This window comes from Streptomyces sp. NPDC030838, assembly GCF_055572035.1.
Genome location: NZ_JBVIED010000024.1, coordinates 15,039 through 41,599, shown reverse-complemented (window position 1 = coordinate 41,599; position 26,561 = coordinate 15,039). Strand labels below are relative to the sequence as shown.

Below are 26,561 nucleotides of genomic sequence, written 5' to 3'. Positions count from 1 at the left end.
CCCCCCCCCCCCCCCCCCCCCCCCCCCCCCCCCCCCCCCCCCCCCCCCCCCCCCCCCCCCCCCCCCCCCCCCCCCCCCCCCCCCCCCCCCCGCCCGCCTGCCGGTCAGTTCAGGGTCGGCGGCACCAGCTCCCACGCCGTGACGGCGGCTTCGGAGCCCTCGACGGTGAGCTCCGGCGCGTCGCCGGGACGCCGGTAGACCCGCTCGGTCACCGTCGCCCGGTCGCCCGCGAACACCTCGTACAGCGAACCGTCGACGAGGACCCGCACCGTCAGCTCCTCGCCCCCCGGCACCCGCACCTCCACCGGCGCGGGGCGCCCCGCGCGCCGTACGGTGAGGCTGCCCTCGGCGGGGTCCACGCGGAGCGTCAGCCCCTCGCCCAGGCGCACCGTCGTGACCGCGCGGGCGGTGACCGTCAGGTCGTACGCGTCCGGCAGCCGCGCCCCCGCGCCGGGCGCCGAGACGAACGGCTCCGGTGCCCGCAGCAGGTCCAGCTCCGGTGCCGGTACGACCCGCAGGGTGCCGTCGGCGTGCACGTCGACGACACGCGGCGCGGTGAGCACCCCGGCCCAGCCGGCCCGCTCGGCCTCGCCCGGATCCCGGGACTCCCAGGACCAGGCCCACATGAGGGCCCGGTCGGCCTCTTGGAGGACGGCGGGCGCGTAGAAGTCGCGGCCGTGGTCGAGAGGCCCGCCGGTGCGGGGGACGAAGCGCAACTCGCCGTCTTCACCAGCCTCCAGACGGCCCGTCAGGTAGCCCGTCGTGCTCGGGTCGCCGTCCCACAGGGACACCGCCAACGCCCACTCCCCGCCCGGTGTCACGAACAGCTGCGGGCACTCCCAGCCGACCGCCTTGTCGCCGAACGCGTCCACGGCCACCGGGTCGTTGCCGTCCAGGAGCACTCCGGCGAACCGCCAGTCGGACAGGTCCTCGCAGTCGTAGAGCAGCACCGACGGGGTGCCGTCGGCGTGGCCCGCGCCGACCAGCGCCCAGCGGCGCCCGCCGTACCGGAAGACGAACGGGTCGCGGAACATGACCACGTCCAGGTCGGTGGGCGGCCCGGACACCACCGGTTCCGGCAGCGACCGCCACTCGGTCAGCGCCGGGTCGTCGGGGTCCGCCGCGCGGGCCAGGCAGATCGCGCCCAGGCCGGTGTGGTGACGGTCGATGCCGGTGTACACCGCCGTCGGCACGCCGTCGTCGTCGACCATGCAGCCGGACCAGCAGCCCGCCTCGTCGGGGCCGCCGGGCGTCGGGGTGAGCGCGATGGGGTGATGCTCCCAGCGGGCCAGGTCGGGGCTGGAGGCGTGGCCCCAGTGGACGTCGGCGTGCACGGGGGCGTTCGGGTTGTGCTGGTAGAAGAGGTGGTAGCGGTCGCGCCAACGGAACGGACCGTTCGGGTCGTTGATCCAGTCGGCCGGCGGACGGACCCGGAAGCGCGGGGCGTGGGGGTCGAGGCTCAACGGTTGACTCCTGCGGAGGTGATGCCCTCGCGGAGAGGGCGCTGGCCGACGACGAACACGGCGACGGCGGGGATCATGGACAGCACGACACCGGCGAGCACAACGGAGACGGAGCCGGTGCCAAGGTTGCCCTGGAGAGAGACCAGGCCCAGCGGCAGGGTGTAGTTCTGGCCGGAGGTCTCCAGGATCAGCGGGCGGAAGAACTCGTTCCAGTGGTAGTTGAAGGCCAGCACGCCGACGATCGCGAGACCGGGTGCCGCCAGCGGGGCGTACACCGACCGGAACACCCGCCAGGGTCCCGCGCCGTCGAGCATCGCCGCCTCGCCGAGGTCCTTCGGCATGCCGAGGAAGTACTGGCGCATCAGGAAGGTGCCGAACGCGGTCGGGAACGCCGGGATGATGAGGCCGAGCAGCGTGTCGGTCAGCCCCATCGACTTCAGCACCAGGAACACCGGCACGATGGTGACCTGCAACGGCACCATCATCGTCGCCAGGACCAGCGCGAACAGCGACTTCTTGAAGCGGAACTCCAGGCGCGCGAAGGCGTACCCGGCGAGCCCCGCGGTGATCATCTGGCCGACCGCGATCAGCGCCGTCACCAGCGTCGAGTTCAGGGCGAGCAGCCAGACGTCGATCTGGTCGAAGACCCCGCGGTAGGACTCGGCGGTCGGGTCGGACGGGATGATCCGCGGCGGCAGGTCGAAGGACTCGGCGGGGACGCGCAGCGAGGTGGACACCGTCCAGATCACCGGGCCGAGGGTCAGCAGCGCGCAGACGGCGAGACCGGCGATCCGCGCCCAGGGCGCCAGGGTGTACCGCACACGGCCGGCGGTCAGGGTCGATTGGCTCATGGGACTCACCCGGCTCACTGGTAGTGGACGAAACGCCGGCTGAGCCGGAACTGGAGGGCGGTGACCGCCATGATCAGCACGAACAGCAGCACGCCCACCGCGGACGCGGTACCGAACCGCAGCTGCTCGAACGCGGTCTCGTAGATGACCATCACGACGGTGCGGGTGGAGTCGCCGGGACCACCGTTGGTCAGCACGTACGGCTGCTCGAACACCTGGAGCGCGTTGATGATGCCGACCACGGACGCCACCAGCAGCGTCGGCGACAGCAGCGGCAGCGTGACATGCAGGTGCTTGCGCAGACCGGTCGCGCCGTCCAGGGCGGCGGCCTCGTGCACCTCCTTCGGGATGTTGTTCAGGCCGCCCACGAACAGCAGGAACGAGAAGCCGAACTGCTGCCAGACATAGACCAGGATCACCGCGGCCATCGCCCCGTTCTCCGAGGTCAGCCAGGGCACCGGCGCGATCCCGACCAGGCCGAGCAGCCAGTTCACCACTCCGAAGTCCTGATTGAACAGGTACTTCATCACCACCGAGATGGACGCGGCGGACAGCACCAGCGGGAAGAAGAACGCCGACCGGAAGACGGACCGCAGCCAGACCGGCATCCGCCCGTTCACCGTGATCGCCAGCACCAGCGCGATCAGCAGCTGCAGCGCCACCGCCAGCACCATGAAGACGAGGGTGTTGCGGAAGGAGACCAGGACGGTCGAGTCGCTGAAGACCTCCCCGTAGTTGGCCGCCCCGGCGAACCGCGGGGAGTCGATCACATTCCAGTGGAAGAGGCTCAGCACCACGGACCCGACGATCGGCACGACCGTGAAGACGACGATGCCGACGATCGTGGGAGCCAGGAACAGGGTGGCCAGCAGCCGGGTGCCGCGCTCCCGCGCCGGGGGACGGGCAGCCACCGCGGGCGGGCGGGGCGCGGACCGCTTCTCCACGGGCGGTGTCTGAGTGTTCGTCATACGTCACGCTCCATGGCCTTCTCCAGATCGCCCTGGAGTCTGCGCAGCGCCGGACGCACCGAACGCGGCGCGGCCAGGGCGGTGCCCGTGTGCTTGAGCAGCACCTGCTCGACCTCCGCCACCTGCGGCGGCGCCGGGATCGGCCCCGTGTCGGGGAACCGGTCGAGGGTGTCGTAGAAGACCCGCCAGTGGTCAGGGCCGGTCTCCCGGTAGCGGCCGGCGGTCAGCATCGACCGGCGCGCCGGGGTCGTCTGGTTGGTGGTGAACAGCCGCGTCAGGGTGTCCTTGCGCGCGGCGTACTTGATGAACTCCCACGCCTCGTCCTGCCGCTTCGACGTGCGCAGCAGCGCGTAGCCCGCCGCCCCGTACTGGTGCCGCTGGGTGCGCCAGCGCGGGAAGTACTGCACGTCGTACGCGTCGGCCCGCATGCCCGCCTGGTGCAGGCCGCCCGCCCAGAAGCCGCCCGCGGGCGTGACCCCGACCCGGCCCGTGGAGAACACCCCGACGAGGTTCTGCCCGTTGCCGCCCTCGGGGCGGGTGCACAGGCCCTCCTCGATGAGCGAGGCCAGATAGTCGTACGTCTCCTCGAAGCGGGCGCCGGTCGCCTGCGGCGTGGTCCAGCGGAAGCCGCCCCCGCGCCCCTGCCGCTGGTCCGCCGGATAGAACGTGTCCCACAGCCAGTCGCCGCCGGGCGCCTTGGACTCGGCGAGCAGATTGGTGCCGTTGGCGAAGAGCCAGGGGACCACCCCGCCCCACAGGCGGTTGGTCCAGAAGTACGGGGTGAAGTGCGAGCCGCTCGACTTCTTCATGCGGCGCAGCAGCGCGGTGAAGTCGTCCCGGGTCCAGTCGGCCGGCGGATGGTCCGCGCCCGCCCGCCGCAGCACCTGCCGGTTGAGATACATGTCGGCCGCGTTGAACTCCACCGGCAGCTGGTAGAGGCTCCCCTCGTACATCATCGACTCCACCAGCGAGGGGTGGACGTCGGCGAAGTACTCACGCAGCTCGGCGGCGTCCCGGCGGACCCAGCGGTCCAGCGGCACCCCGAGCCGCTGCGCGAACAGCTGCACGCCCTCCGTCGCGACGTAGACCAGGTCGGGGGCCGTGCCCGCGGCGATCTGGGTGAGGATCTTTGCGAAGAAGTCCGACCAGTCGACGGCCTGCACCGCGTTGATCCGGAGCTTGATGTCGGGGTGCACCTCGGCGAAGCCCTCGGTGAGGGTGCGCACGGCGGCCGGGCCGTAGGCGGGGCCGAGGGTGGCGACGACGAGGGAGCCGTCGTCGCGGCCGGGGATGTCGGCTCCGGTGAGCCGGTCCCAGGCGGCGGCGGTGCCGGCCAGCGCGGCGGCCGCCGCGCCGTAGGCGCCGTACCGCAGCAGGGTGCGGCGGGTGTGCGAGTCGGTCATCGGGCGGGCCTAACTCGTGTTAGTCGAGAACTGATGCCGACGATGATGTGAAGCGCGTTACAGCCCTGTCAAGAGTCGGGCACCCCTTGACCTTTAACGAGTTAGGTCTACAGTCCTGGTCCACATGAGCCGCCGTTCCGAGCCGCTGTGCCGGGCTCGCCCGACGAGAGGAACGATGTGTGATGCGTGGACTGTCCAGAAGAGCGCTCTTCGCCGGCTCGGCGGCGGGCGCCACGGCCGCGCTGCTGCCGCCCGCGGCGGCACCCGCCGCGGCGAAAGCCCGCACCGGAGCCGCGAGTTGCGCCCGTTACCGGGCGGCCTACCACTTCACGGTCCCCGACCAGTGGAAGAACGACCCGCAGCGCCCGGTCTGGATCGACGGCGAGTACCACTACTACTACCTGTACAACCCGGACTACTTCACCGGCGGCACCACCGCCGGCACCGCCTGGCGCCTGGCCACCAGCACCGATCTCGTCCGCTTCACGGACCGGGGGATCGCCGTGCCCAAGGACACCACGCCCAACGGCGACGTCTGGTCGGGCTCGGCGGTCGTGGACACCGGGAACACGGCGGGCTTCGGCGCCGGAGCGGTCGTCGTGCTGGCGACCATGGAGCCGGTGGAGGGCGCCCACACCCAGGCCCAGTACCTCTACTACTCCACCGACGGAGGCCGCACCTTCCGCCACCACGGCACCGACCCGGTCCTGCCCAACCCCGGCGTCCGTGACTTCCGCGACCCGAAGGTGATCCGCGACGAGGAGCGCGGCCGGTGGGTGATGGCGCTCGCCGAGAACAACAAGGTCGGCTTCTACCACTCGCCCGACCTGAAGGCCTGGACGTACGCCGGCGGCTTCGTCAAGGACGGCATCGGCGTGCTCGAATGCCCCGACCTGTTCCGCATCACCGCCGAGGACGGCACGGCGAAGTGGGTGCTCGGCGTCAGCGCCAACGCCAAGGGCTCCGGGCTGCCCAACACCTACGCCTACTGGACCGGCGCCTTCGACGGCAGCGCCTTCCACCCCGACGCCGCGGACCCGCAGTGGCTCGACCACGGCTGGGACTGGTACGGCGCCGTCACCTTCGAGAAGCGCACCGCCACCGGCGCCCTCGACGAGCGCGCCCGCCACGCCATCGGCTGGCTGAACAACTGGGACTACGCCAACACCACGCCCACCATCGACACCGACGGCTTCAACGGCACCGACTCCGTCGTCCGCGAGGTGACCCTCAAGCGCGCCGCCTCCGGCACCTACTACCTCGCCTCCCGTCCGGTCGCCGCCCTGGACCGGTACGTCTCCCGCACGGTGCACCTCGGCGACCTCGAGGTCGAGGGCAGCCGCGTCCTCGACTACCGGGGCACGGCCTACGAGCTGACCTGCGAGATCACCTGGGACCAGGTCACCGGCGCCGGCTTCCAGCTGCGCCGTTCCCCCGACGGCGTGCGGCACATCGACGCCGGGGTCTACAACGACTACGCCTTCCTCAACCGCCGGCCCACCGTGAACCCCGACGCGTCGGGGCGCTGGCAGGAGAGCAAGAGCCCGTTCGACCCGTCGGCGCGGCGGGTGCGGCTGCGGATCCTCGTGGACCGTACGTCGGTCGAGATGTTCGTGGACGACGGCCGGTATGTGCACACCTCCGAGGTGTTCCCGTACCTCATCGACAACCGGCTGGCACTGTTCACCATCGACGGCCGGGCGGTGTTCCGGAACACGGTGATCCGGGAGTTCACCCTCTGAGCCACCGCCCGCCTACGGGCCCGGGCGCGGGCCGTAGAGCGCGGCCTCGGCGCCCGTCGCCGGCGCCCAGTACCGGTCGCCGTACGACCAGTGCCACCACTCCGTGGGGTAGTTGACCAGCCCGGCCACGGTCAGGGCGGCGCCGAGCACCGCCCGGAGCTCGGCGGCCCGGGGGCCGATGTCCGCGGCCCGGGTGTAGCAGGCCCCCGTCGCTCTCCTCGGGGCTCGCGTTGACCCGGGTCCCGAGGTCGAGTTCGGTGCCGTCGGCGTCGGCGTCAGCGAGGGTGAGGTCCACGGCGGCACCGGCGCTGTGCGGTGCGATACCGGGCGGCGACGCATAACGGCTCGCCGCCGTGCGGACCCGCTCGTCCGGCCAGTCCGGGCGGGCGGCCCGCAGTTCGGCGGCGTACTGCTCGAAGCAGGCACGTTGGAGGGCGAGCGGACGGTGGCCCGCGCCGGCCGGATCCTGCTTGCGGGCGTCGATCAGCAGGGACGGGCACGGCCAGGCGGATTCAGGTCAGCGGGATGGTCACCTCGTCCTCCACCGGTGGGTCGAGTTCCTGGGCGCGGTGGCCTGTCGCGGCGTGGCAGCGCAGGCGGAGGGTGTCGGGGGTGACGTCGATCCGGAGGAAGGACTTGAAGAAGGGTGGGGTGTGGGTGGCGCAGGAGGGGGAGAGCAGGCCGGTGTAGAGCTTGCGTGCGGGGAGGCGGAAGCGGCCCGGTCGGCGGCCGGTGCCGAGCAGGGCGGCGACCAGGCGGGTGCGGCGGGTGACGAGGGCCGGCGCGCCGGGGGCACGGGCGGGCCGGCCCTCGAGACGTTCGGCGACGACGGCCGCGGCCTCCGCTTCGGTGAGGGTGAAGAAGCGCCGCAGCCGGGTGCGGCGGGCGTAGATCCGGCTGTAGAAGGCCAGGGAGTCGCCGCGCAGTGGATAGCAGCGGAAGTCGTCCTCCGTCAGGCCGGCCACCTGGACCGGGGGGATGGTGTGGGTGGCGTGCGTGAACGCCCCGCCGCCGCCCGCGACGACGTACTGGATGGTGCGGTCCCCGTCCACCCGTATCGGATAGCGCTGGTAGTTGTGGATGTCGCCGCCGATCGCCGCGACATAGCGGTGCGCGGGGTCGCGGACGATGTCGTCGACCGTGCCGCCGCCCTCGATGGGGGTCGGGCGGGGCACGCCGTCGGCGTACAGCGGCCGCCCGGTGATCAGGATCTTCGGGCGCGGGTCGCGGGACACCTCGCGGAGCCAGGCGCCCTGTTCGGCGTCGAGGGTGCCGAGCAGCCCGGTGTCGATGCCCACGATCCGGATCGGCCCGGCGTCGATCGCCCAGTACGGGCCCGGCTGAACGGACAGCTGATCGGGCGCGGAGCGCAGCTTGCAGGCCTGGGCGAAACCCGCCTCGTCGACCGCGCCGGGCCGGTGCCACAGCCGGTCGCGCAGCCAGGCCCGGGTCAGCGGGCGCGGCCGGGGCGCGGGCGGCAGCGGCGGCGCGTCGTCGCAGAAGACGCGCATGAAGCCGTGCAGATCCTCGTACCAGTCGTGGTTCCCGGGGACGGCGTAGATCGGCGCCGGATAGTCCTGGTACGGGCGGAAGAACTTGTCGCCGTAGTCGTCCGTGGCGCCCACGGGGTAGATGACATCACTCGCGATGATCATGAACTGGGTGTCCTGCCCCACCCGCAACAGGCCCGGCACCACCGCGTACTGCGGGTCACCGCCCTCGCCCGTGTCCCCGGCCACCAGGAACGCGAAGCGGTCCGGGTCGGAGCGCCGGATCACCTTGTCCGCGGGCGCCCCGGCCGCCGCCTGCTGTGCCACCCAGCGGCTGCGGGTACGGCCCGTGGGGTCCCCGAACCAGGACGCCAGCATGCCGTTGCGGGCGAGCCACAGCGTCCGGGGGTCGAGCCACGACAGCTTCCTGCCCCGGGCGGCCGGGACCAGGTGCCGGTAGTCGCCGGGTTCGGGCGCGCCCCAGCCGGCGCCCTCGGCGGTATCACGTGAGGAGTCAGACACCAGTGCATCGTAATGATGATCGAAAACGGCGCGAGAGGGGCCCCGGACGGTGGTCTCGGCCCCATCTCGCGCCATGCCGCGCCGAGTTGCTCAGCTGAACGGATCGAGCGTCAGATACGCCTGGCGCGGATCGCCGTCGTGGACGAGCGACTCGTGGTGGCCGACGTCGTCGAAGGCGAACGCGTAGGCCTTCCCGTCGGCCATCCGCTCATGGATGATCCGCGCGTAGTGGTTGGTCACCGCGTCCCGGTAGAACGCGGCGGAGGACGTGTCCGGCTGGTTCGGGTTGACCAGCAGCGTGGACCGGTTGAAGCCCGCGCACAGCGTGCGGGAGATCGGCCCGCGCACCTCGTCGTTGGGTGCGTCGAGGAGCTTGTGACAGCCGAAGACGCTGTCGGCGTCCGGCTTCTGGAAGCTGGTCACGACCGACCCGGCGGTGTTGGTGAAGCGCAGCACGCCGCCGGACACCCGGCCCTGGTACTTGGTCTGCGGCCGGTCGGCGAAGGGGGTGACGGTCAGCGTCGTCGTCGCGTACTTCTGCCATACGCGGTCGATGTAGTCGTTCATCACGGACGCCGGCATCCTGCCGGTGCCGACTCCGTGCGCCGGGGAGAGCGCCCGCAGCACCGTCCCGTCGGACCGGGTCTGCACCAGCCCGCCCCAGCCGCCCGGTTGGGCGCGCAGTGCGGCGAACACCCCGTTGTAGCCGCCCGCCTTGAGCCGTCCGGTGCTCGCGGTGGTCCCGTCGGGGCGCTGCACGCCGACCGCGTACGGCGCGGAGAACATGTCGACCTGGGTGCTGTTGAGCCACAGCCCGGAGTCGTTCAGGGTGTACTCGGACCAGTTGAAGAGGATGTCGTGGTTGGGGTCGCTCGGGTTCTGCACGGCGGGCTGCACCAGGCCGCCGGTGGCGAGCCGGAAGTCGAGCTTGCGGCCGTAGGAGAAGTAGATCCGGCCGGAGAGTTCCGGGATCCGGATCGTCGTGGACTGTCCGGCGGCGGGGCCGGGGATCGAGGCGTCCGGGGCCGGGACCGGCGGGACGCCGCCGGCGGGCCACGGGTGGAAGGTGCCGGCGGCGTCGGCCCACCCCTGCTGACCGGTCGTCAGTGAGGTGCCGAGGACGTAGACGTGGACCGGGTCGCCGCGCCCCGAGTTGTTGGTGATCTTCAGCGGGATGGTGGCGGGTACCGCGGCGTCGGCGGCCGGCGGTGTGCTCAGGGTGAGCAGGGCGCCGAGCAGGGCGGCGGCGACGGCCAGGGCCGCCGGCCGGCGGTGTCTGAGGGACGCGAGCATGCCTCACCTCCGTGCGGGGAGCGCTGTGGGGGGCGCTCGGTGTGTGGGGGGAGACCGGCACGGACGAACCACCGAACCGGCGCGGTTGGCCCGTACCAGTCGTTGAGAGCGCTCTCAGACTCCCGCTGCGTCACGCTCATGTCAATGGGAGAGGTGGGGAAAGGTGAGGATGCGTCAGAACGTACGGTCCAGCAGATCCAGCACCGCCGCCCAGTGCCGCCGGTCGCCCTCCGCGTGGTACGCGGACGTGTCGGCCTGGGTGAAGCCGTGCTCCGTGCCCGGGTAGACCTCGCAGCGGTGCCGGACTCCCGCCTCCGTCAGCGCCTTCTCCAGCAGCGCGAGCTCCTCCGCGGAGTCGTTCTCGGCCTGCCCGAAGTACAGCTCGGCGGTGATGCGGTGGGCGAGCAGATGCGGGCTGTCCGGCGTCTGCGTCGCGAGCCGCGAGCCGTGGAACCCGGCGACCGCCGCGACCCGGTCCGGGTAGGTGCCCGCGGTGTGCAGGGCGAGCCGGGCGCCCATGCAGTAACCGACCAGCGCCACCGGCCCGTCCGCCGCCGCCGGGCAGCCGGCGAGGTACCGCAGCCAGGCGCCCGCGTCCCGCATCGCGGACTCGGGCGTGAGCCCGTGCACGAGCGGGCCCAGGTGCCGGAACAGCTCCGGGCGCGCCTCGTCGTCGATGAACTCGGGCAGCTCCACCACCGGGGCCCGCCCCGTGCGGTGGAACACGTTCGGCACGAGGACCGTGTACCCGGCGGCGGCCAGCCGGTCGGCGATCGACCGGAGGCCGGGACGCAGCCCGAAGGCGTCCATGAAGAGCAGCACGGCCGGACGGGGGCCGCCGTCCTCGGGGTGGACGAGGTAGGCGTCGGCGGTGCCGTCCTCGGTGGGGACGTCGACGGCTGTTCCCTGTACGGCGGTCATGATCGGGGTTCGCCTCTCTGTCGTACGCGAAGAGGGACCGTCGGCCCGACGGGCCCGTGGCGGCCATCGTGGCATGCGAGGTCCGCGCCCCGGCGGCCGCCCCCGCGGCTACTCGAACCGGCTGGTGTCGCCCGCTCCCCGCCGGACGATCTCCACCTCGCCGCCGGAGAAGTCGATGACCGTCGTCGGCTCGGTGCCGCATTCGCCGGAGTCGACCACCGCGTCCACCACGTGGTCGAGCCGGTCCTTGATCTCCCAGCCCTGGGTCAACGGCTCGTCCTCGTCGGGCAGCAGCAGCGTGCTGGACAGCAGCGGTTCGCCGAGTTCGGCGAGGAGCGCCTGGGTGACGACATGGTCGGGGATGCGCACCCCGACGGTCTTCTTCTTCGGGTGCATCAGGGCGCGCGGCACCTCCTTCGTCGCGGGCAGGATGAAGGTGTAACCGCCGGGGGTGGACGCCTTGACGGCCCGGAAGACGTCGTTGTCGACCCGTACGAACTGACCGAGCTGTGCGAAGTCCTCGCACACCAGGGTGAAGTGGTGCCGGTCGTCCAGCCGGCGGATGGAACGGATCCGGTCCACCCCGTCCCGGCTGCCGATCCGGCAGCCCAGCGCGTAGCAGGAGTCCGTCGGGTACGCGATGAGCGCACCGGCACGGACGCTGTCGGCGATCTGCGCGATGGTGCGCGGCTGGGGGTTGTCGGGGTGCACGTCGTAGTACTTCGCCATCCGCCGAGCTTATGCCGTCGGGCGCGGCGGGCCGGGCAGGCAGCGCACGGGTCCCGGCTGCGTCGACTGCACGAAGTCCGTGTATGCGTGGTGGTTCGCCGGGGCGATTCCACCGTGACTCGAGTGTCATGGAGGAACGTGGTGCCGAGGGCTGCCCGCAGCACCCACGCCGTCCGAGCCGGCACCCCGACCACGACCACCACGACCACCCCGACCACCCCGACCACCCGTGCCGACACAGATACGGAGTCCTCGTGTCCCAGCCCGTCCTGCAGATCATCGTGGCCAGCACCCGGCCCTCCCGGGTGGGTGCCGCGGTGGGCGCGTGGGTCGCCGGGGCGGCCCGCGCCCACGGTGGTTTCGAGATCGACGTCGTCGACCTGGCCGAGATCGATCTGCCGCTCTTCAACGAGCCGCACCACCCGGTGACCGGCCACTACGTCCACGAGCACACCCGCCGGTGGAGCGCCCGGGTGCGGCACGCCAACGCCTTCGTCCTGGTCACCCCCGAGTACAACAACGGCTACCCGGCCTCCCTGAAGAACGCCCTCGACTACCTCAACCGCGAGTGGTGGTACAAGGCCGTCAGCTTCGTGTCGTACGGCGGTGTCTCGGCCGGACTGCGCTCGGTCCAGCAGCTCAAGCAGGTCGTCGGGATGCTGCGGATGGTGCCGGTCGCCGACGCCGTCTCGATCCCCCACATCGCCCAGCACATCGAGGAGGACGGGTCCTTCCGCAGCAGCGAGCCGATCGACGCCTCCGCGAAGAAGATGCTCGACGAGCTGCGGCTGGTCGGCGCCCAGCTGATCCCCTTGCAGAACGGCGGCGCGGACGTCTCGCTTTGACGTAGGTATGACGCGATACCTACCCTGGACGTCATGTCCGACACCGGCGCACCCGCGCAGCGCACCGCCCGCGTGGCCGCCGAGCTCGCGGCCTCCCTGCCCGCGCTGTTGCGGGCGCTGGACCGGCGGATCAGCAGGGACTTCCCGCACCCCAAGCCGCCGGAGAGCCAGCTGATGCTGCTGCGCTTCGTCGCGCAGCACGAGGGCTGCACCGTGCGGGAGGCCGCCGAGGCCCTGCTGATGAAGCCGAACAACGTCAGTGCGCTGGTCTCCCAGATGACCGAGCAGCGACTCCTGGAGCGCCGGCAGGACCGCGCCGACAAGCGCGTCGCCCACCTCCACCTCACCGAGACCTCCCGGCGCCGGCTCGCCGAGGTCCGTGAGCTCGAGGAGGCCCACCTCGGCGAGGCGCTGGCCGCCCTCACCGACGCCGAGCTGGATGCCCTGGGCTCCGCCACGGAAGCCCTGAGGTCGCTGACCCGCCATCTCCACTCGGCGCCCGCCGCGCCCCGCTGACGACCGCCTCGCGCCCGGCGGAGGTGAGGTAACGTCCCGACCCACGAGCCGAGGGCAGGACGAGGAACGAGGAGAAGCCGACATGGCCGGCCGGGAACACGGGGCCGTCATGGGCACTGCGGACCACACCGCCGCGCCGACCTGGGCGGAACAACTCCTGGACCATCTGCGGCCCGCCGCGCGCGACCCGCGCCGGGTCGTCGCCTGGCTCGCCGAGGCCGCCGCGGCCGACGTCTGCCTCCAGGACGCCACCGGCACCCCGCTGGCCGGCCGGCCCGTCCCGGCGGACCCGGCGCTCGCCGCGGACATCGCGGCCGGCCGGATCGCCTCCGCCGCCCTGGAGGACCACGGACGCCATCTGCGCCTGGTCCGGGTGGCGTTGCCCCAGCCGGCGAGGGCGGCCGTCCTCACCGTGGCGCGCACCGCGCCGTTCGACCGGCGTACGGCGGACATCGTCACGCACACCGCCGGTGTGCTGGAGCTGCTGCTGTGCGCCCACGAGACCACCGCCGCCGGACACCGGCTCGAACGGGCCGCGTCCGACCTGCGGCTGGCCATCCTCCAGCTGCTCATGGTCGAGGACACCGTCTCCGCCCGCCGGGTCGCCGCGGGCCTGTGGCCCGGGCTCCTCGACACCGACACGGCCTGTGTGTACGTCGCCGAATGCCGCCCCGAGCAGCGGGACCTGCTCGCCGACGCCTGCCTGGACGCCACCGGGGAGCGGGCCCTGGTGGTGCGCTGCCCCGCCAAGGACGGGCATGTCATCGTCGTCATGCCGGGCGAGACCGCCGCGGACGAGCTGCGGTCGCTGGTCGACCGCCGGCCCGGCACCTTTCTCGGCGGCAGCGCCCGGCAGAGCCTCGCCCAGACCGCAGCGGCCTACGGGCAGGCGGTCAGCGCCCTGGCCGTCGCGCGGTTCCGGCCCGACCGGGCCGCCGTGTACGCCGAACGCACCCACCCCGAACGTCTGATGGACCCGCGGGCGCTGCGCGACTGGACCCTCGCGTTGCTGCGCCCCCTGGACCGCCTCGCCCACCACGTCCGCGCCGAACTCCTCGCCACCACCCGGCTCGGCCTGGAGTTCACCGCCGTCAGCACGGCGAAGGTGCTCGGCGTCAGCCGCAACACCGTCCGCGCCCGCATGGACCGCGTGGAGGCCCTGCTGCGCACCGACTTCTCCGACCTGACCGCGCGCGCCGCCGTCCACCTGGCCCTCAACACCCAGGCCGGGCTGGGGAACACCGCCGACGGGCCCGCCGACCCGGGCCGCACGCGCCTCGGTGATCTGCTGTCCGGACCGGCGGTGCGGACCTGGGCGCACGGCCTGCTGGACCGACTGGACGACGACGGGCGCGATCTGCGTCGCACCCTGCGCGCCTGGCTCGCCGCCGGCGGCAACGCCGAACGCGCCGCCCGGTGCCTGGGCGTCCACGCGCAGACCGTCCGCGAGCACGTACGCGCCGCCGAACCGGTCCTGGAACGCCAGCTTCTCGCGGGCGGCCATGACCTGTACGAGGTCGTCCTCGCCCACTTGGCGCTCGGCGACCTCCCCGAGCCCGCTCTGGACGCGGCGGACCGGAACAATCCGGACTCACCTGTGCACGGGTGAGTCCTCCGCCCGCCGGAGCTGGCATCGACGCGGTTCCCAACCGGTCCGCCGGGCACGTAGCTTCGGCTCGGCAGGACGGCGCGACCGGTACGGGGGACCGGTCGCGCCTCCACGGATACGGCGTCAGCCCCGCGTCGTACCCGGGTGTCCTCAGAGTGCTTCTCGCTCTTCGACGGTGCGATGGGCGGCCGCGGCCGCTGCCTCTCCGGTCAGGGCGTCGTAGGCCCGCTCCACCAGTGCGGCGAGGTCCGCGGCTCCCCGGTCGTCGTCCTCGGAGCGGCGCGCCCACAGGCGCAGCGCGGCGGTGAGGACACCGGCGGCGGCGTCGACGACGACCGCCGGACGCACGTCCCGCAGGCCGTCGGTGCCGAGCCGCTCGGCGAGGATCCGGATGGAGTCCTCCCGGGCGTCGGCCCGGATGCGTTCGTAGGCGGCGGACAGCGCGGGTTCCGCGTCCAGCAGCGCCAGCAGCCGCCGCATCGGGGGGCGTGGGTGCCAGGCCGGGTCCTCGCGGTCGGCGAGCCACTCCGCCACCGCCCGCCGGCAGGCGAGCAGTGGCGGTTCGGTGGCGGGGCGGGCGCGCAGGCGGGCGTTGACGCGGTCGCCGTCGGCCCGGACGAAGTCCAGGGCCGCGTCCTCCTTGCCGGTGAAGTGCCGGCTGAAGGTGCGGCGGGTGACGTCGGCGCGCTCGGCGATCACCTCCACCGTGGTCGCCGCCAGGCCGCGCTCCAGGATCAGCTCCAGGGCGGCGGTGGCCAGCGCCTCGCGGGTTCGCCGCGCCCTGCGCCGCCGGCGGTCCTCGGTCGCGGGCTCCGTGGCCTCCATGTCTCCGAGGCTACGCCGGTCATGTCCCCATGGGACATCTTGCCCGGTGGGACATGTGTCCCCACGGGGCGTTCCTGCCCGTGTGTCCCCGGACAGGACGGGTACCCGGCCCGCAGCGACAAGCGTGAAGACACCACCGCACAGAAGGAGGAGGCCCGAGTGACCAGCAGCACGGAGACCGGCGGTGTGACCGGCACGGCAGACAAGGACTACAACCTCATCTGGTACGTGGAGGCGTGCCTCGACAACGCGCTCCGGCTGGAGACGTACATCCAGGACGCGGAGCGCGCCAAGGACACCGAGGTCGCGGAGCTGTTCCGCAAGGCACAGTCGGACAGCCGCAAGGGTGCCGAGCTGGGCAAGGAACTGCTGCGGACGCGGCTCAGCGGCGGCTGACGGGCACTCACCCCACCCGGCCCGGATCCCGGCGACGCCCGGGGCCGGGCCTTCGCCGTGCCTCCGGCCGCGCGGCCGACTGGCCGGAACGCTTCCCTTCGTGCCTTCATAGGGGGACTCGCACAGGGGGACGCGGGGAGCGACGGGGGGAGTCGGGGCGATGGCCGGACCACAGGGGACACCGAGCGACGCGGAGCGCAGGAGGGAGATCCGCAGGCGGACCGCCCGGGTGCGCGCCGCACGCCGCTCCCGGCTGGCGGCGGAGCGCAGGCGGCGTACGGGAGTGACGTCGGCGGAGCTGCGGCGCCGCAGCCGACTTCGATGGCGGCGGATCTGGGCGGTCGGCGCCCTGCTGGCCGGGGTCGCTCTCCTGGCGGCCGGAGCGGCGCTGATGGCCGAGGTGACCCGGGCGGCGGACACCGTGCGGGAGTTCCGCGCGGCCGAGCCGTGCGCCGGCGACGGCGACGACTGCCTGCGCACGCTCCCGGCGACCGTACGGGACACCCGCAGCGCGGACGGCCGGCACGTGCTGCGGCTCGAGGCGTCCGGGCGGCTGCCCGCCGAGGTCGTCCTGAGGAGCCCCGAACCCCTGCTTGCGCGGCTGAGCACCGGCGCCCGGATCGACGTGACGCTGTGGCGGGGGGAGGTGACCGGAATCGCGTGGCAGGGCGTCCGCCAGGACACCGCCGGCACACCGCGCGAACGTTCCGAGCACGCCACCGCCTTCGCTCTCGCCCTGGTCGGGGCGGGGCTCTACGGCATCGGGACCGGCGTCCTGCTGCTGCGCCGCGGCGCGCGCGAGCTGCCCGACGCGTTCGGTGCCTGGAGCGCCCTCGCCTGGACCGCCATGATCGCCACCATCCCGGCCGTCGGCTACGGCTACCTGCTCGGCGGGCCGGTCGCCGCCGCCGGCATGTGGCTGCTGTTCCTGGTGGCCGGTGGCTGGTTCGTGCACCGGATGGACCGCGACTGACGCCACGGTCCGGCCGGCTCACGGCAGCGGCTGCTCCGCCCAGATCACCTTGCCGCCCGGCAGATAGCGGGTGCCCCAGCGCTCCGCGAGCTGGGCGACGAGGAACAGACCGCGGCCGCCCTCGTCCGTCATGGCCGCGTAGCGCAGATGCGGAGCCGTGCTGCTGCTGTCGAAGACCTCGCAGATCAGGCTGCGGTCGCGCAGCACCCGCACCCGGATCGGGGCGCCGCCGTAGCGGATCGCGTTGGTGACCAGCTCGCTGAGCACCAGCTCCGTGGTGAACGCCAGTTCCTCCAGGCCCCACTCGGCCAGCCGCCGGGTGACCGAGGAGCGTACCTCCGCCACGGCCGCCGGATCGGACGGCACGTCCCAGGCGGCGACCCGGTCGGAGCCCAGTGCGCGGGTGCGGGCCACGATCAGGGCGATGTCGTCGCTCGGCCGGGCCGGCAGCCGCGCGTCCACCACCGCCCGGCAGGTGTCCTCCGGCGACGGACCGGCCTGCTCCAGCGCCTCGCGCAGCAGACCCAGGCCGACGTCGATGTCCCGGCTGCGGTCCTCCACCAGCCCGTCCGTGTACAGCACCAGCCGGCTGCCCTCCGCCAGCTCCAGATCGGCCATCTCGAACGGCAGCCCGCCCAGGCCCAGCGGGGGACCGGCGGGCACCTCGGGGAACTCCACCGCGCCGTCCGGCCGCACCACGGCGGGCGGCGGGTGCCCCGCACGGGCGATCGCGCAGCGCCGGGAGACCGGATCGTAGATCGCGTACAGACAGGTCGCGCCCGTGACCGGGTCGCTGCCGCCCTCCTCGGCCTCGTGCTGGTCGATCCGGGCGACCATCTCGTCGAGCAGCGTCAGCAGTTCGTCGGGCGCCAGGTCCAGCGCCGTGAAGTTGTGCACGGCGGTCCGCAGCCGGCCCATCGTCGCCGCCGCGTGCAGGCCGTGCCCCACGACGTCGCCGACCACCAGGGCGACCCGGGCCCCGGACAGCGGCAGCACGTCGAACCAGTCGCCGCCGACCCCGGCCTGCGCCGGCAGATACCGGTAGGCGACGTCCAGCGCGTTCTGCTCGGGCAGGCTGCGCGGCAGCAGACTGCGCTGGAGGGTCACCGCCATGGTGTGCTCGCGGGTGTAGCGGCGGGCGTTGTCGATGGAGACCGCGGCCCGCGCCACCAGTTCCTCCGCGAGCGCCAGATCCTCCGCGTCGAACGGCTCCTGCTCACGCGCACGCCAGAAGTTGGCCAGGCCCAGGACCAGCGACCCGGCCCGCAGCGGCGCGGTGATCAGGGAGTGGATGCCGTACTCGAGCACCTGCGCGGTGCGTTCCAGGTCCTGCGCCTGCCAGCCCGGTGCCTCGGTCAGCCGGGGCTCCAGGATGGCCTGCCCGGTGCGCAGGCTGCGCGCCTGCGGCGAGGAGGGCACGAAGTGGATCCGCTGGCCCACCGGGTACAGCGGCGGATCCCGCCGGATCCCGCCGAAGGCCGTACGGCGCAGCTCCGGGCCGGCCTGCGGCGGCTCCCCGGCGAGCACCGCGTCGAACAGGTCCACGGTGACGAAGTCCGCGAAGCGGGGCACGGCCAGCTCCGTCAGCTCCTCCGCCGTCCGGGTCACGTCCAGGCTCGTGCCGATGCCCACACCCGCCGCGTACAGCATGTCGAGGCGTTCCCGCGCCACCTCCGCCCGGCCCGACAGGGCACGCAGCTCGGTGGAGTCGCGCAGCGTCGCCACACTGCCCGGCGGGCCGCCCGCCAGGTCCGTGGGCCGCTGGTTGATCGCCAGCAGCCGGTCCTTCACCAGCCGCACCTCGTCCGTGGCGACCCGGCGGGAGGCCAGCAACTCGGAGGTGGACGGATCGAGGCCCAGCTCGCGGACGTGCCGGCCCTCGGCATCGGCCGGCAGATCCAGCAGCCGGCGCGCCTCGTCGTTGGCGAGCAGCAGTGCGCCGTCGCCGTCCACGATCAGCACGCCCTCGCGGACGGCGTGCAGCACCGCGTCGTGGTGCTCGTACATCCGGGTCATCTCGCGCGGCCCCAGCCCGCGGGTCTGCCGCAGCAGCCGCCGGCTCACCAGCGCGGTGCCCGCCGTGGCCACCGCGAGCCCCACCGCCCCGGCGGTCAGCACCAGCGGCAGCTGCCGGTCGGCGGCGCCGCCCACGTGCTCGGTGGTGATTCCGGCCGACACCACGCCGACCACCGTCCCGTCCGGCTCCTGGATGGGCACGTTGGCCTGCACCAGCCGCCCGATCGTCCCCTCGATCTCCTCGGTCACCGGCTGCCCGGCGAGCGCGGGCTCGAGGTTTCCGACGAACTTCTTGCCGATGCGGTCGGGCAGGGGATGGGTGTAGCGGATGCCCTCGGTGTTCGTGACGACGATGAAGTCCACGCCCGTCGCCTCGCGCGCCGCCTCCGCCCGCGGCTGGAGCACCGCCGTGGGATCCGGGCTGCCGAGCGCCTCCAGGGTGCCCGGCGCCTCGGCGAAGGTCTCGGCGACGGCCAGCGACCGGTTGCGGGCCTCCTGCGTGCTGTCGTACCGCGCCTGGAGCACCAGCGCCACCACCGCGGCGGCGACCAGCACCAGCACGACGACCACCTGGAGCACGAACACCTGCCCGGCGACAGTGCGCCCGCTCAGCACCGGCCGCAGTCCGCTCGCCGGGCCGCGCCGGTCCGCGCGCCGCCGCGGCCCGCGACCGTCCTCGAGGGCTGCCGGCGGCACACGCCGGGAACGCGCGGTGCCGGGCGGTCCGGTGGACCGAGCCCGGGATCGACCCAAATGTCGGACCATGTGCCCTGTCTACACTCCCCGGCCCCGGGAGGCGAGGGCGTCACCCGGGGCCGTCGTACGGTCGGGTTCATCCGGTGTCGTACGGTCGCGTTTCATCCGGTGGGCCCGGGCTCGCCACGCCGGCAGGCGAGCAGCAGTGCGATGTCGTCCGGTCGGTCGACGGCGTGCCGGGCGGCCGCGGTGAGCCGGTCGGCGACCCCCGCGAGCCAGCGCCCGCCCGACCGCAGTGGCGGCGTACCGGCCTTCGCCAGGGCCAGCCGCAGCGCGGCGATGCCGTCGTCGATGTCGCCGCCGGGCCGCTCCACGAGTCCGTCCGTGTACAAGGCCAGCAGCGCGCCGGGCGCCACCGGCAGCTCCGACACCGGGTAGTCGGCGTGCGCGTCCACCCCGAGCACCACCCCGCCGGGCAGGTCCAGCACATGGGTGCGGCCGTCCGGGTGACGCAGCAGCGGCGGCGGATGGCCCGCCCGGACGATCCGGGCGACGCCCGTGAGCGGGTCGAGACGCACATAGCAGCACGTGGCGAACTGGCCCGGATCCAGGTCGATCAGCAGCCGGTTGGTGCCGCTCAGCACCTCGTCCGGCGGACGGTCGTCCAGCGCGAACGCCCGCACGGCGCTGCGCAGCTGACCCATCGTGGCAGCCGCCTGTACGCCGTGCCCCTGGACGTCGCCGATCACCAGGGCCACCCCGTCGCCGGCCTCGACGACGTCGTACCAGTCCCCGCCGACGTCCATCCCCTGGGTGCCCGGAAGATAGCGGCCCGCGGCCTCCACCCGGGGGTGGACCGACAGCCGGCGGGGGAGCAGCGCCCGTTGCAGGCCGCGGGCGAGCGCGGCCTCGGTCTCGTAGCGCTGGGCCTTCTCCATCGCGTGCGCGATCACCCCGGCCAGCGCGGTCAGCACCGTGCGCTCCTCGGTGCCGAAGCTGCGCGCCCGGTCGAAGCCGAGGATGCAGGAGCCGACCGGCCGCCCCGAGGCGATCAGGGGCAGGAAGGCGCGGGACCCCTCCGTCGCGTCCAGCGGAATGCCGGGGTAGGCCGCCGCCAGCTGCTCCATCGAGTCGAAGAACAGCGGCTGGCCGGTGGTCAGCGTCTCCACGCCGGGCAGCCGGGCGTCGAGGCCGACGCCCTGGAAGGGCGCGAGGAACCCGGGCGGGAAGCCGGTCTCCCAGGCCAGGTACAGATGCCGGTCCTGGAGCAGATAGATGGCGAGCCGGCGGCCGCCGAAGGCGGGCAGCAGCTCCTGCATGACCACCGCCGACACCTGCCGGGCGGTGACCGCCTCGGTCAGCGCCAGCGCGAGCACGATCGGCCGGTACACCGGGGACGCCTGGGCCGCCCCCGCCCCCGCCCTCCCCTCCGGCCCCGCCGTCCCGGCCTCCGGTGGCGCGGCGGCGTCCCCGCCGCCCGTGGACCGGGCCACGGTGCAGGTCAGCACATCGGCGCCGGGATGGACGGAGACGGCCAGCCAGTCGCCCTCGCCCGGCCGGAACGGCTCGCCCGGCCGGTGCGCTTCCGGCGCGCTCTCCCGGCTCTCGGGCGGCGGCCGACGGACGTGGAAGTGCACCGGGTCGGGGGCGAGCAGGGCCGCCCGCAGATGGTCCTCGAAGGCGGGCTGGCCGAGCCACGGCACGCCCTCCCACAGGGGCCGCCCGAGGAACCGGGCCCGCGGTTCGCCCAGCAGCCGGGCGGCGTGCGGATTGGCGTGCACGATCCGCCCCAGGCGGTCGAGGGAGAACAGTCCCTGCGGCAGCTGGTCGGCCGCCGCGTCGGCCACCGAGCCCGCGTCGAGGACGATGCCCTCGACGCAGGACGGCGTCCACAGCTCGACCCGCAGCGCGGCGCCGTCGGCGGTGTGCACGTACAGCGGCTCCTCCAGGCGGGGACCGCCGCCGGCCGTGTCCCGCAGCAGCTCCAGCAGCCGGTGCGCGTCCCGCTTGGTCAGCGTCCGCACGAGAGCGCGGGCGCTGCCCGGCAGGTCGTCGGGGGACAGCCCCAGGAGCACGCGCACGGTGTCGTCGCCGGTGGCGACGTCCGCCGCCGGATCCCAGGAGAACCGGCCGACCCGCACCGACGCCGGGCGGGTGGTCGGCGGCGCGACGCACACCGGCTCCTCGTCCCAGGTCAGAGTCGGCCCGTCGGTCTGCGGACGGCCCACCGCGGCGCCCAGCTCCTCGGCCAGCTCGGCCAGCCGGTCTCGGGCGGGCAGCATCTCCGCGGCCTCCGGCGTGGCCGGCCGCAGCACGGTCAGCACCCCGAACGTCTCGCCCCCGCGGGACAGCGGCACACAGATCGACCCGATGGGGAACGGCAGAGCGGCGGCGAACTGCGGGTACCGGCGCATGGTCTCCGTGGCGTTCGGCAGCACCACCTGCACGCCGAGCCGGTAGGTGTCGGCGACCGGGAAGCGCCGGTCCACGTGCACCCGCCACCAGGGCCGGAACAGCACGCCCGGCAGCCCCGCCAGGGCCGCCAGCCGCAGCACTCCGGGCGTCGAGGACCGGACGTAGACTCCGGCGGCCCGGGCTTCGGCGGCGCCGGTCGCCTCCACCGCGGCGTCGGTGAGCAGCGCGGACAGCCGTGCATGTGTCCCGCTTCGGGCCTCGCCGCTCCCAGTCATCGGTCCTATCCCCGTCCGAGCGTGCCGTCGCGCAGGCGACACAGCAAGGATGCGCCCGGACGCCCGCCGCCCGCACGCGGGCGTACGCCCGCGTGCCCGCGCCCCGGGGGCGGCGGTCAGGAGCTGCGCAGGGTCCGCTTGGCGAGTTCGAACGCCGGAAGCATCCCCGCGTGCTCCTCGTCGTCCAGCCCGCCGAGGTGCAGGACGACCGGCCCGTCCGCCGTGGTGACGGCGAGCGCGCGCTGCTTCTGCGTCTCCTCAAGGATCGCGCTCGTGCGCAGGTACGACACCTCGACCCCGGTCAGGTCGCCCGACCGGAAGGTGCGGTAGCGCTGCTGGTCGAGGCTGACCTCGTCACTGGCCTCGGCGGTCACGAAGGCCTCCAGGACGGTCCGCGCGTCGTCGTCGCCCGGCTCGCCGGTGAAGACGCGCAGGAAGCCGATGTGCCCGGCGGGCTTGGCGTCCACCTCGCAGGCGGCGACGACCGGTCCCTGGCGGAGCAGCGAGTCGGCGATCTCGGCGGCCAGTTCCTTCTCCAGGCTCTCCGGGTCGTCCGAGCTCTTCTCCTCCAGTTCGTCGACCTGGGACTCGGCCGCGGCGGTGTCGATCGCCTCCGCCTCCCAGTCCTCGGCGAGGTCGAAGGTGACCGGCAGCTCGCAGGCGGAGCCCGCGGCGCCTAGGGTCCCGCCCCGCTCGGCGACCGCCGGGTCCGCGTCCCCCGAGGCACCGGGCGACGCGCTCGCCGACGCCTTCGCGTCCGACCCGCCGGATTCCGCACACCCCGTCAGCACCATGGCCACCACGGCGGCATGGGCCATGGCCCGCCCCGCCTTCCCCACCCTGACCTGCACTGTCCTGTCTCCTCTCACCAGTGGCGCGTCACTGTATCCGAGGGGACCGACAGCCGCGGCCAGGGGGCGGCCGCGGGGTCAGCGGGCGGCCAGGGCGGTGCGCGCTGCCTCAACGGCCTGAGCGGCGTACGACCGCCCGAACAGCACCACATGGACGAGCAGCGGGAAGAGCTGGTGCAGGGCGACGCGTTCCCGCCAGCCGTCGGCGAGCGGGGCGGCCTCCTGGTAGCCGTCCAGGATCCGGTCGAGGTGCGGGCAGCCGAAGAGCCGGAGCATGGCCAGGTCGGTCTCGCGATGTCCGCCGTGCGCGGCCGGGTCGATCAGCCAGGCCCGTCCGTCGGCGCCCCACAGGACGTTGCCGTTCCACAGATCGCCGTGCAGCCGGGCGGGCGGCTCCTCGGGCCCGGCCAGCTCCGGGAGCCGCCCGCAGACCCGCTCGACCACCCCGGCCTCCTCGGGGCGCAGGATGCCCTCGTCGACGGCGCGGCGCAGATACGGCAGCACGCGGTGCTCGGCGTACCAGCGGGGCCAGTCGTCGCCGGTGACGTTGCGCATCGGGGCCAGCCCGATCGCGGCGTCCTCGGGCCCGCCCGGCGGCGGTGCCCCGAACGCGGGCGCGCCCGCGGCGTGCAGCGCGGCCAGCTCCCGCCCGAACCGCACCGCCGCCTCCGCGTCGGGCCGCCCGGCCGGTACCCGGTCGAGGACGAGCCACGGCCCCTCGTGCCCGTGTACGGCGGGCACCGGCACCGCGCCGGCCTCCGCCAGCCACCGCAGCCCCGCGGCCTCGGCGCGCACCCCGCCGGGCGCCTCCTGGTGCTTCACCATCACCACCGGGCCGCCGCGCAGGGTGACCTCGGCGAGCGCCCCGGACACCTGTCGCACCCCGGTCACCCGCCGCCCGGTGCACCGCGCCGCCACCGCCGCCGGACGGAACGTCCTGTCCACTTCACGCACGGCCACCAGAGTACGACCGGACCCGCCCCGGATTTGCCGAACCGGCAAGGATGTTTGCCGCACGCCCGGAGCCGATCCACGCTCGGTGGTGCAGGGCCGTACGCGACACAGAGGGCCATACGCGAGACAGAGAGCCGTACGCGACACGGACGTCCGTACCTGACACGGAAGTCCGTACCCGAACACAGGAGGACACACCATGACGCACACCCCCGCGCCGGACCGACCCGCCGACTTCTGGGAGGGCTTCTACCGCGCCAACGACCGCGTCTGGAGCGGCCGTCCCAACCCGCTGCTGGTCCGGGAGGCGAGCGACCTGACCCCGGGCACCGCCCTCGACCTCGGCTGCGGGGAGGGCGCGGACGCCGTCTGGCTGGCGTCCCGCGGCTGGCGGGTCACTGCGGTCGACATCGCGGCCACCGCCCTGGAACGCGCCGCCCGGCACGCCGCCGAGGCCGGCGTCGGCGAGCGGATCGCCTGGGAACGCCACGAGTTGGGCCGCACCTTCCCCGACGGCACCTTCGACCTGGTCAGCGCCCACTACCTGCAGTCCCCGGTCGACCTCGACCTGTACGGGATCCTGCGCCGCGCCGCCGCGGCCGTCGCACCGCACGGCACCCTGCTGATCGGCCTGCACGCCACGTGGCCGACCTGGCAGCACGAGCCGCCCTTCGACGGCGAGTTCCCCACCCTGGACGGCCTGCCGGCCGAACTCGCCCTGCCCGAGGGGGAGTGGACCCTGGTCACCGCCGAGACCGTCCGCAAGCCCAGCGTCTCCCCGGACGGCGTCGAGGGCCACCGCGAGGACAACGTCTGGCGACTGCGCCGGAACGGGTGAGTTCCTCGGCGGAGGTGGAGATGCTCGGCGGCGCGGCGCAGGGAGCCGGTGGCGCGTCCTGGGCACTCTCCGGGCTCCCCGCCCGCCACGCCGTACGCCGCCCCCGCGCGGGCCGCCGACCTGTCCGGCCCGCCTCCCGCCTACATCGCCACCGCCGAGTTCGACCCGAAGCGGGACGAGGAGCAGCCGCTCGCGCCCGCCGAGGCGAAGATCCCCGGGCCGGTCGCCTCCCAGACTCCCGCCGTGCCGGCGAGCGCCGGGCACCGGCCGGAGTGGGGCGTGTCGCGGCAACCCGTCAGGCGCACCCCGTCCCGTCCCCGTGTGATCGCCCCGCGCGTGGGCACTCGGCGCGCATGAGCGGACAGGTGGGGACCTACGGGTCGTACTGGCTGCAGACGCTGCCGCCCGGTGAGCCGGCCCCCGCGCCGGAGGGTGATCTCACGGTCGACGTGGCGGTCGTCGGGGCGGGGATCGCGGGCCTCAGCACGGCGTGGGAGCTGGTCCGGCGCGGGCGCGGGGTCGCGGTGCTGGAGGCCGACCGGATCGCGGCCGGTGTCACCGGGCACACCACCGCGAAGGTCACCGCCCAGCACACTCTGATCTACGACCGTCTGCGCCGCAGCCGCGGCGCGGAGGGGGCCCGGCTGTACGCCCGCTCCCAGCTGGAGGCGATCCGCCATGCCGCCGAGACCGCCCACGAACTGGGCGTCGACTGCGACTGGGAGGACACCGCCGCGTACACCTACGTGCAGGGCCGCCACCGCGTCCCCGAGGTGCGGGCCGAGGCGGAGGCCGCGCGGGAGGCGGGGCTGCCCGCCGAGTTCACGACCGAGACGGACCTGCCGTTCCCCGTGGCGGGCGCCGTCCGGGTCACCGAGCAGGCCCAGTTCCATCCCCGCAAGTACCTGCTGGCGCTGGCCGACAGCCTGCGCCGCGGCGGCGGCCGGCTGTACGAGGGCACCCGCGTGGTGGGACTCACCGAGGGGGAGCCCTGCGTGCTGACCACGGAGCAGGGGGTGCGCGTTACCGCGCGGGACGTCGTCGTCGCCACCCACTATCCGATCTTCGACCGGGCCCTCCTGTTCACCCGCCTCACCCCGCGCCGGGAGCTGGTGGTCGCCGCCCCCGTCGACGCGGCACAGGCGCCCGACGGCATGTACATCACGCCGGAGCACCGGACCCGCTCGGTGCGGACCGCGCCCTACGAGGACGGGCGGCGCCTGCTCATCGTGACCGGTGAGCACTTCCCCCCGGGCACCGGCCGCGACGTGGAGGAGCGGTTCGCCACCCTCACCGGCTGGGCCCTGCGCCACTTCGGCGATCTGCACATCACCCACCGGTGGGCCACCCAGGACAACGACTCCACGGACTCGGTGCCGCTCGTCGGCCTCCTGCACCCCGGTGCCCGCCACGTCTACGTGGCCACCGGCTTCGGCGGCTGGGGGATGACCGGCGGGATCATGGCCGGGCGGCTGCTCTGCGATCTGATCACCGGGCGGGAGAGCCCCTGGAGCGGCCTGTACGACCCGCGCCGTATCGCCTCCGTCGTCCGCGAGGGCGGACGGTTCCTCAAGCACCAGGCCACGGTGGCCCGGCACTTCGTCGGCGACCGGCTGCCGTCGCTGCCGCCCGGCTCGCGCGCGCCCGTCGACGACCTCGCGCCCGGGGAGGGCGTCGTCGTCCCGATCGGCGGCCGGCACGTGGCGGTCCACCGCGACGAGCAGGGCCGGCTGCACGCCGTCGCCGCGCGCTGCACCCACATGGGCTGTCTGGTCGCCTTCAACCAGGCCGAGGGCGCCTGGGAGTGCCCCTGCCACGGCTCACGCTTCGCGCCCGACGGCAGTGTCGTGCAGGGCCCGGCGGTGCGCCCGCTGCGGCCCCGGGAGATCTGACGGCCGCGCGTCCTGCCGGGCCCGGGTTTGGTGTGCCACGTATGGGGTCACCCGGTGCTGTGACCCCGAAAGTGAACC

21 protein-coding genes and 2 pseudogenes are annotated in these 26,561 nt (G+C 73.9%); 9 read left to right on the top strand and 14 right to left on the bottom strand.

Annotated features, from left to right (window positions below; genetic code table 11):
* Window positions 1-104: 104 nt before the first annotated feature.
* Genes ACZ42A_RS38405 through ACZ42A_RS38390 form a run of 4 tightly spaced genes read right to left on the bottom strand, consistent with a single transcriptional unit; the run spans window position 105 to window position 4,685 of the window.
* Window positions 105-1,463 (bottom strand): glycoside hydrolase family 32 protein, encoded by a 1,359-nt coding sequence (locus tag ACZ42A_RS38405; RefSeq protein ID WP_468532016.1) that lies wholly within the window; start codon window positions 1,461-1,463, stop codon window positions 105-107.
* Window positions 1,460-2,314 carry a carbohydrate ABC transporter permease gene (locus tag ACZ42A_RS38400; protein WP_468532015.1) on the bottom strand — a complete coding sequence of 285 codons (855 nt, stop codon included), beginning with the start codon at window positions 2,312-2,314 and terminating at the stop codon, window positions 1,460-1,462. The genes ACZ42A_RS38405 and ACZ42A_RS38400 overlap by 4 nt, the downstream gene beginning before the upstream one ends.
* A 14-nt stretch (window positions 2,315-2,328) precedes the next feature.
* Window positions 2,329-3,282: a carbohydrate ABC transporter permease gene (locus ACZ42A_RS38395; RefSeq protein WP_468532014.1), complete on the bottom strand. Its 954-nt coding sequence runs from the start codon at window positions 3,280-3,282 to the stop codon at window positions 2,329-2,331.
* Window positions 3,279-4,685, bottom strand: coding sequence for an ABC transporter substrate-binding protein (locus ACZ42A_RS38390; protein WP_468532013.1), 1,407 nt, complete (start codon window positions 4,683-4,685; stop codon window positions 3,279-3,281). The genes ACZ42A_RS38395 and ACZ42A_RS38390 overlap by 4 nt, the downstream gene beginning before the upstream one ends.
* A 182-nt stretch (window positions 4,686-4,867) precedes the next feature.
* On the opposite strand from ACZ42A_RS38390, the gene ACZ42A_RS38385 reads away from it, so the two are divergent.
* Complete coding sequence (locus ACZ42A_RS38385) at window positions 4,868-6,427, top strand: glycoside hydrolase family 32 protein (RefSeq protein ID WP_468532012.1); 1,560 nt, start codon at window positions 4,868-4,870, stop codon at window positions 6,425-6,427.
* A gap of 12 nt (window positions 6,428-6,439) precedes the next feature.
* Here ACZ42A_RS38385 and ACZ42A_RS38380 read toward each other — a convergent pair.
* The 5 genes and pseudogenes from ACZ42A_RS38380 to ACZ42A_RS38360 all read right to left on the bottom strand — a co-directional run.
* A pseudogene (locus ACZ42A_RS38380) lies at window positions 6,440-6,878 on the bottom strand (M15 family metallopeptidase); the annotation flags it as partial.
* Window positions 6,879-6,939: 61 nt separating this feature from the next.
* Window positions 6,940-8,439: a metallophosphoesterase family protein gene (locus ACZ42A_RS38375; protein WP_468532011.1), complete on the bottom strand. Its 1,500-nt coding sequence runs from the start codon at window positions 8,437-8,439 to the stop codon at window positions 6,940-6,942.
* Between the two features lie 90 nt (window positions 8,440-8,529).
* Entirely contained in the window at window positions 8,530-9,732 is a 1,203-nt protein-coding gene (locus ACZ42A_RS38370) for a glycoside hydrolase family 64 protein (protein ID WP_468532010.1), read from the bottom strand.
* Between the two features lie 174 nt (window positions 9,733-9,906).
* Complete coding sequence (locus ACZ42A_RS38365) at window positions 9,907-10,653, bottom strand: dienelactone hydrolase family protein (RefSeq protein ID WP_468532009.1); 747 nt, start codon at window positions 10,651-10,653, stop codon at window positions 9,907-9,909.
* Window positions 10,654-10,761: 108 nt separating this feature from the next.
* Window positions 10,762-11,382 (bottom strand): L-threonylcarbamoyladenylate synthase, encoded by a 621-nt coding sequence (locus tag ACZ42A_RS38360; RefSeq protein ID WP_468532008.1) that lies wholly within the window; start codon window positions 11,380-11,382, stop codon window positions 10,762-10,764.
* A 254-nt stretch (window positions 11,383-11,636) separates the two neighbouring features.
* On the opposite strand from ACZ42A_RS38360, the gene ACZ42A_RS38355 reads away from it, so the two are divergent.
* From ACZ42A_RS38355 to ACZ42A_RS38345, 3 genes are all read left to right on the top strand, one after another.
* Window positions 11,637-12,227: an NADPH-dependent FMN reductase gene (locus ACZ42A_RS38355; protein WP_468532007.1), complete on the top strand. Its 591-nt coding sequence runs from the start codon at window positions 11,637-11,639 to the stop codon at window positions 12,225-12,227.
* 33 nt (window positions 12,228-12,260) lie between these two features.
* Window positions 12,261-12,743, top strand: coding sequence for a MarR family winged helix-turn-helix transcriptional regulator (locus ACZ42A_RS38350; protein WP_468532006.1), 483 nt, complete (start codon window positions 12,261-12,263; stop codon window positions 12,741-12,743).
* An 82-nt stretch (window positions 12,744-12,825) separates the two neighbouring features.
* Window positions 12,826-14,352 carry a helix-turn-helix domain-containing protein gene (locus tag ACZ42A_RS38345; protein WP_468532005.1) on the top strand — a complete coding sequence of 509 codons (1,527 nt, stop codon included), beginning with the start codon at window positions 12,826-12,828 and terminating at the stop codon, window positions 14,350-14,352.
* A gap of 150 nt (window positions 14,353-14,502) precedes the next feature.
* On the opposite strand, the gene ACZ42A_RS38340 is transcribed toward ACZ42A_RS38345, so the two are convergent.
* Window positions 14,503-15,177 (bottom strand): TetR/AcrR family transcriptional regulator, encoded by a 675-nt coding sequence (locus ACZ42A_RS38340; RefSeq protein ID WP_468532004.1) that lies wholly within the window; start codon window positions 15,175-15,177, stop codon window positions 14,503-14,505.
* Between the two features lie 159 nt (window positions 15,178-15,336).
* Between ACZ42A_RS38340 and ACZ42A_RS38335 the strand changes: the two genes are divergently transcribed.
* Window positions 15,337-15,573 carry a hypothetical protein gene (locus tag ACZ42A_RS38335; protein ID WP_468532003.1) on the top strand — a complete coding sequence of 79 codons (237 nt, stop codon included), beginning with the start codon at window positions 15,337-15,339 and terminating at the stop codon, window positions 15,571-15,573.
* 160 nt (window positions 15,574-15,733) lie between these two features.
* Window positions 15,734-16,546, top strand: coding sequence for a hypothetical protein (locus ACZ42A_RS38330; protein WP_468532002.1), 813 nt, complete (start codon window positions 15,734-15,736; stop codon window positions 16,544-16,546).
* 18 nt (window positions 16,547-16,564) lie between these two features.
* Here ACZ42A_RS38330 and ACZ42A_RS38325 read toward each other — a convergent pair whose 3' ends face one another.
* The 4 genes from ACZ42A_RS38325 to ACZ42A_RS38310 form a co-directional block, all read right to left on the bottom strand.
* Entirely contained in the window at window positions 16,565-19,327 is a 2,763-nt protein-coding gene (locus ACZ42A_RS38325) for a SpoIIE family protein phosphatase (protein WP_468532001.1), read from the bottom strand.
* A gap of 92 nt (window positions 19,328-19,419) precedes the next feature.
* Window positions 19,420-21,948, bottom strand: a complete 2,529-nt coding sequence (locus ACZ42A_RS38320; RefSeq protein WP_468532000.1) for a SpoIIE family protein phosphatase — start codon at window positions 21,946-21,948, stop codon at window positions 19,420-19,422.
* Window positions 21,949-22,064: 116 nt separating this feature from the next.
* Window positions 22,065-22,799 (bottom strand): lipoprotein, encoded by a 735-nt coding sequence (locus ACZ42A_RS38315; protein ID WP_468531999.1) that lies wholly within the window; start codon window positions 22,797-22,799, stop codon window positions 22,065-22,067.
* Between the two features lie 78 nt (window positions 22,800-22,877).
* Window positions 22,878-23,753, bottom strand: coding sequence for a fructosamine kinase family protein (locus ACZ42A_RS38310; RefSeq protein ID WP_468531998.1), 876 nt, complete (start codon window positions 23,751-23,753; stop codon window positions 22,878-22,880).
* 199 nt (window positions 23,754-23,952) lie between these two features.
* Here ACZ42A_RS38310 and ACZ42A_RS38305 point away from each other — a divergent pair, with 199 nt between their 5' ends.
* From ACZ42A_RS38305 to ACZ42A_RS38295, 3 genes and pseudogenes are all read left to right on the top strand, one after another.
* A complete protein-coding gene (locus tag ACZ42A_RS38305) occupies window positions 23,953-24,591 on the top strand; it encodes a class I SAM-dependent methyltransferase (protein WP_468531997.1) in 639 nt (212 codons plus the stop codon).
* Between the two features lie 69 nt (window positions 24,592-24,660).
* Window positions 24,661-24,774 (top strand): annotated as a pseudogene (locus ACZ42A_RS38300) (alpha/beta hydrolase fold domain-containing protein); the annotation flags it as partial.
* 170 nt (window positions 24,775-24,944) lie between these two features.
* Window positions 24,945-26,483: an FAD-dependent oxidoreductase gene (locus ACZ42A_RS38295; protein ID WP_468531996.1), complete on the top strand. Its 1,539-nt coding sequence runs from the start codon at window positions 24,945-24,947 to the stop codon at window positions 26,481-26,483.
* Window positions 26,484-26,561: the final 78 nt, after the last annotated feature.

Bases quoted from the DNA above. Each gene is read 5' to 3' on its own strand.
- ACZ42A_RS38385 (WP_468532012.1), top strand. From the start codon at position 4,868: ATGCGTGGACTGTCCAGAAGAGCGCTCTTCGCCGGCTCGGCGGCGGGC.
- ACZ42A_RS38295 (WP_468531996.1), top strand. From the start codon at position 24,945: ATGAGCGGACAGGTGGGGACCTACGGGTCGTACTGGCTGCAGACGCTG.
- ACZ42A_RS38345 (WP_468532005.1), top strand. From the start codon at position 12,826: ATGGCCGGCCGGGAACACGGGGCCGTCATGGGCACTGCGGACCACACC.
- ACZ42A_RS38370 (WP_468532010.1), bottom strand. From the start codon at position 9,732: ATGCTCGCGTCCCTCAGACACCGCCGGCCGGCGGCCCTGGCCGTCGCC.
- ACZ42A_RS38350 (WP_468532006.1), top strand. From the start codon at position 12,261: ATGTCCGACACCGGCGCACCCGCGCAGCGCACCGCCCGCGTGGCCGCC.
- ACZ42A_RS38365 (WP_468532009.1), bottom strand. From the start codon at position 10,653: ATGACCGCCGTACAGGGAACAGCCGTCGACGTCCCCACCGAGGACGGC.
- ACZ42A_RS38360 (WP_468532008.1), bottom strand. From the start codon at position 11,382: ATGGCGAAGTACTACGACGTGCACCCCGACAACCCCCAGCCGCGCACC.
- ACZ42A_RS38390 (WP_468532013.1), bottom strand. From the start codon at position 4,685: ATGACCGACTCGCACACCCGCCGCACCCTGCTGCGGTACGGCGCCTAC.
- ACZ42A_RS38330 (WP_468532002.1), top strand. From the start codon at position 15,734: ATGGCCGGACCACAGGGGACACCGAGCGACGCGGAGCGCAGGAGGGAG.
- ACZ42A_RS38325 (WP_468532001.1), bottom strand. From the start codon at position 19,327: ATGGTCCGACATTTGGGTCGATCCCGGGCTCGGTCCACCGGACCGCCC.
- ACZ42A_RS38400 (WP_468532015.1), bottom strand. From the start codon at position 2,314: ATGAGCCAATCGACCCTGACCGCCGGCCGTGTGCGGTACACCCTGGCG.
- ACZ42A_RS38320 (WP_468532000.1), bottom strand. From the start codon at position 21,948: ATGACTGGGAGCGGCGAGGCCCGAAGCGGGACACATGCACGGCTGTCC.
- ACZ42A_RS38395 (WP_468532014.1), bottom strand. From the start codon at position 3,282: ATGACGAACACTCAGACACCGCCCGTGGAGAAGCGGTCCGCGCCCCGC.
- ACZ42A_RS38305 (WP_468531997.1), top strand. From the start codon at position 23,953: ATGACGCACACCCCCGCGCCGGACCGACCCGCCGACTTCTGGGAGGGC.
- ACZ42A_RS38340 (WP_468532004.1), bottom strand. From the start codon at position 15,177: ATGGAGGCCACGGAGCCCGCGACCGAGGACCGCCGGCGGCGCAGGGCG.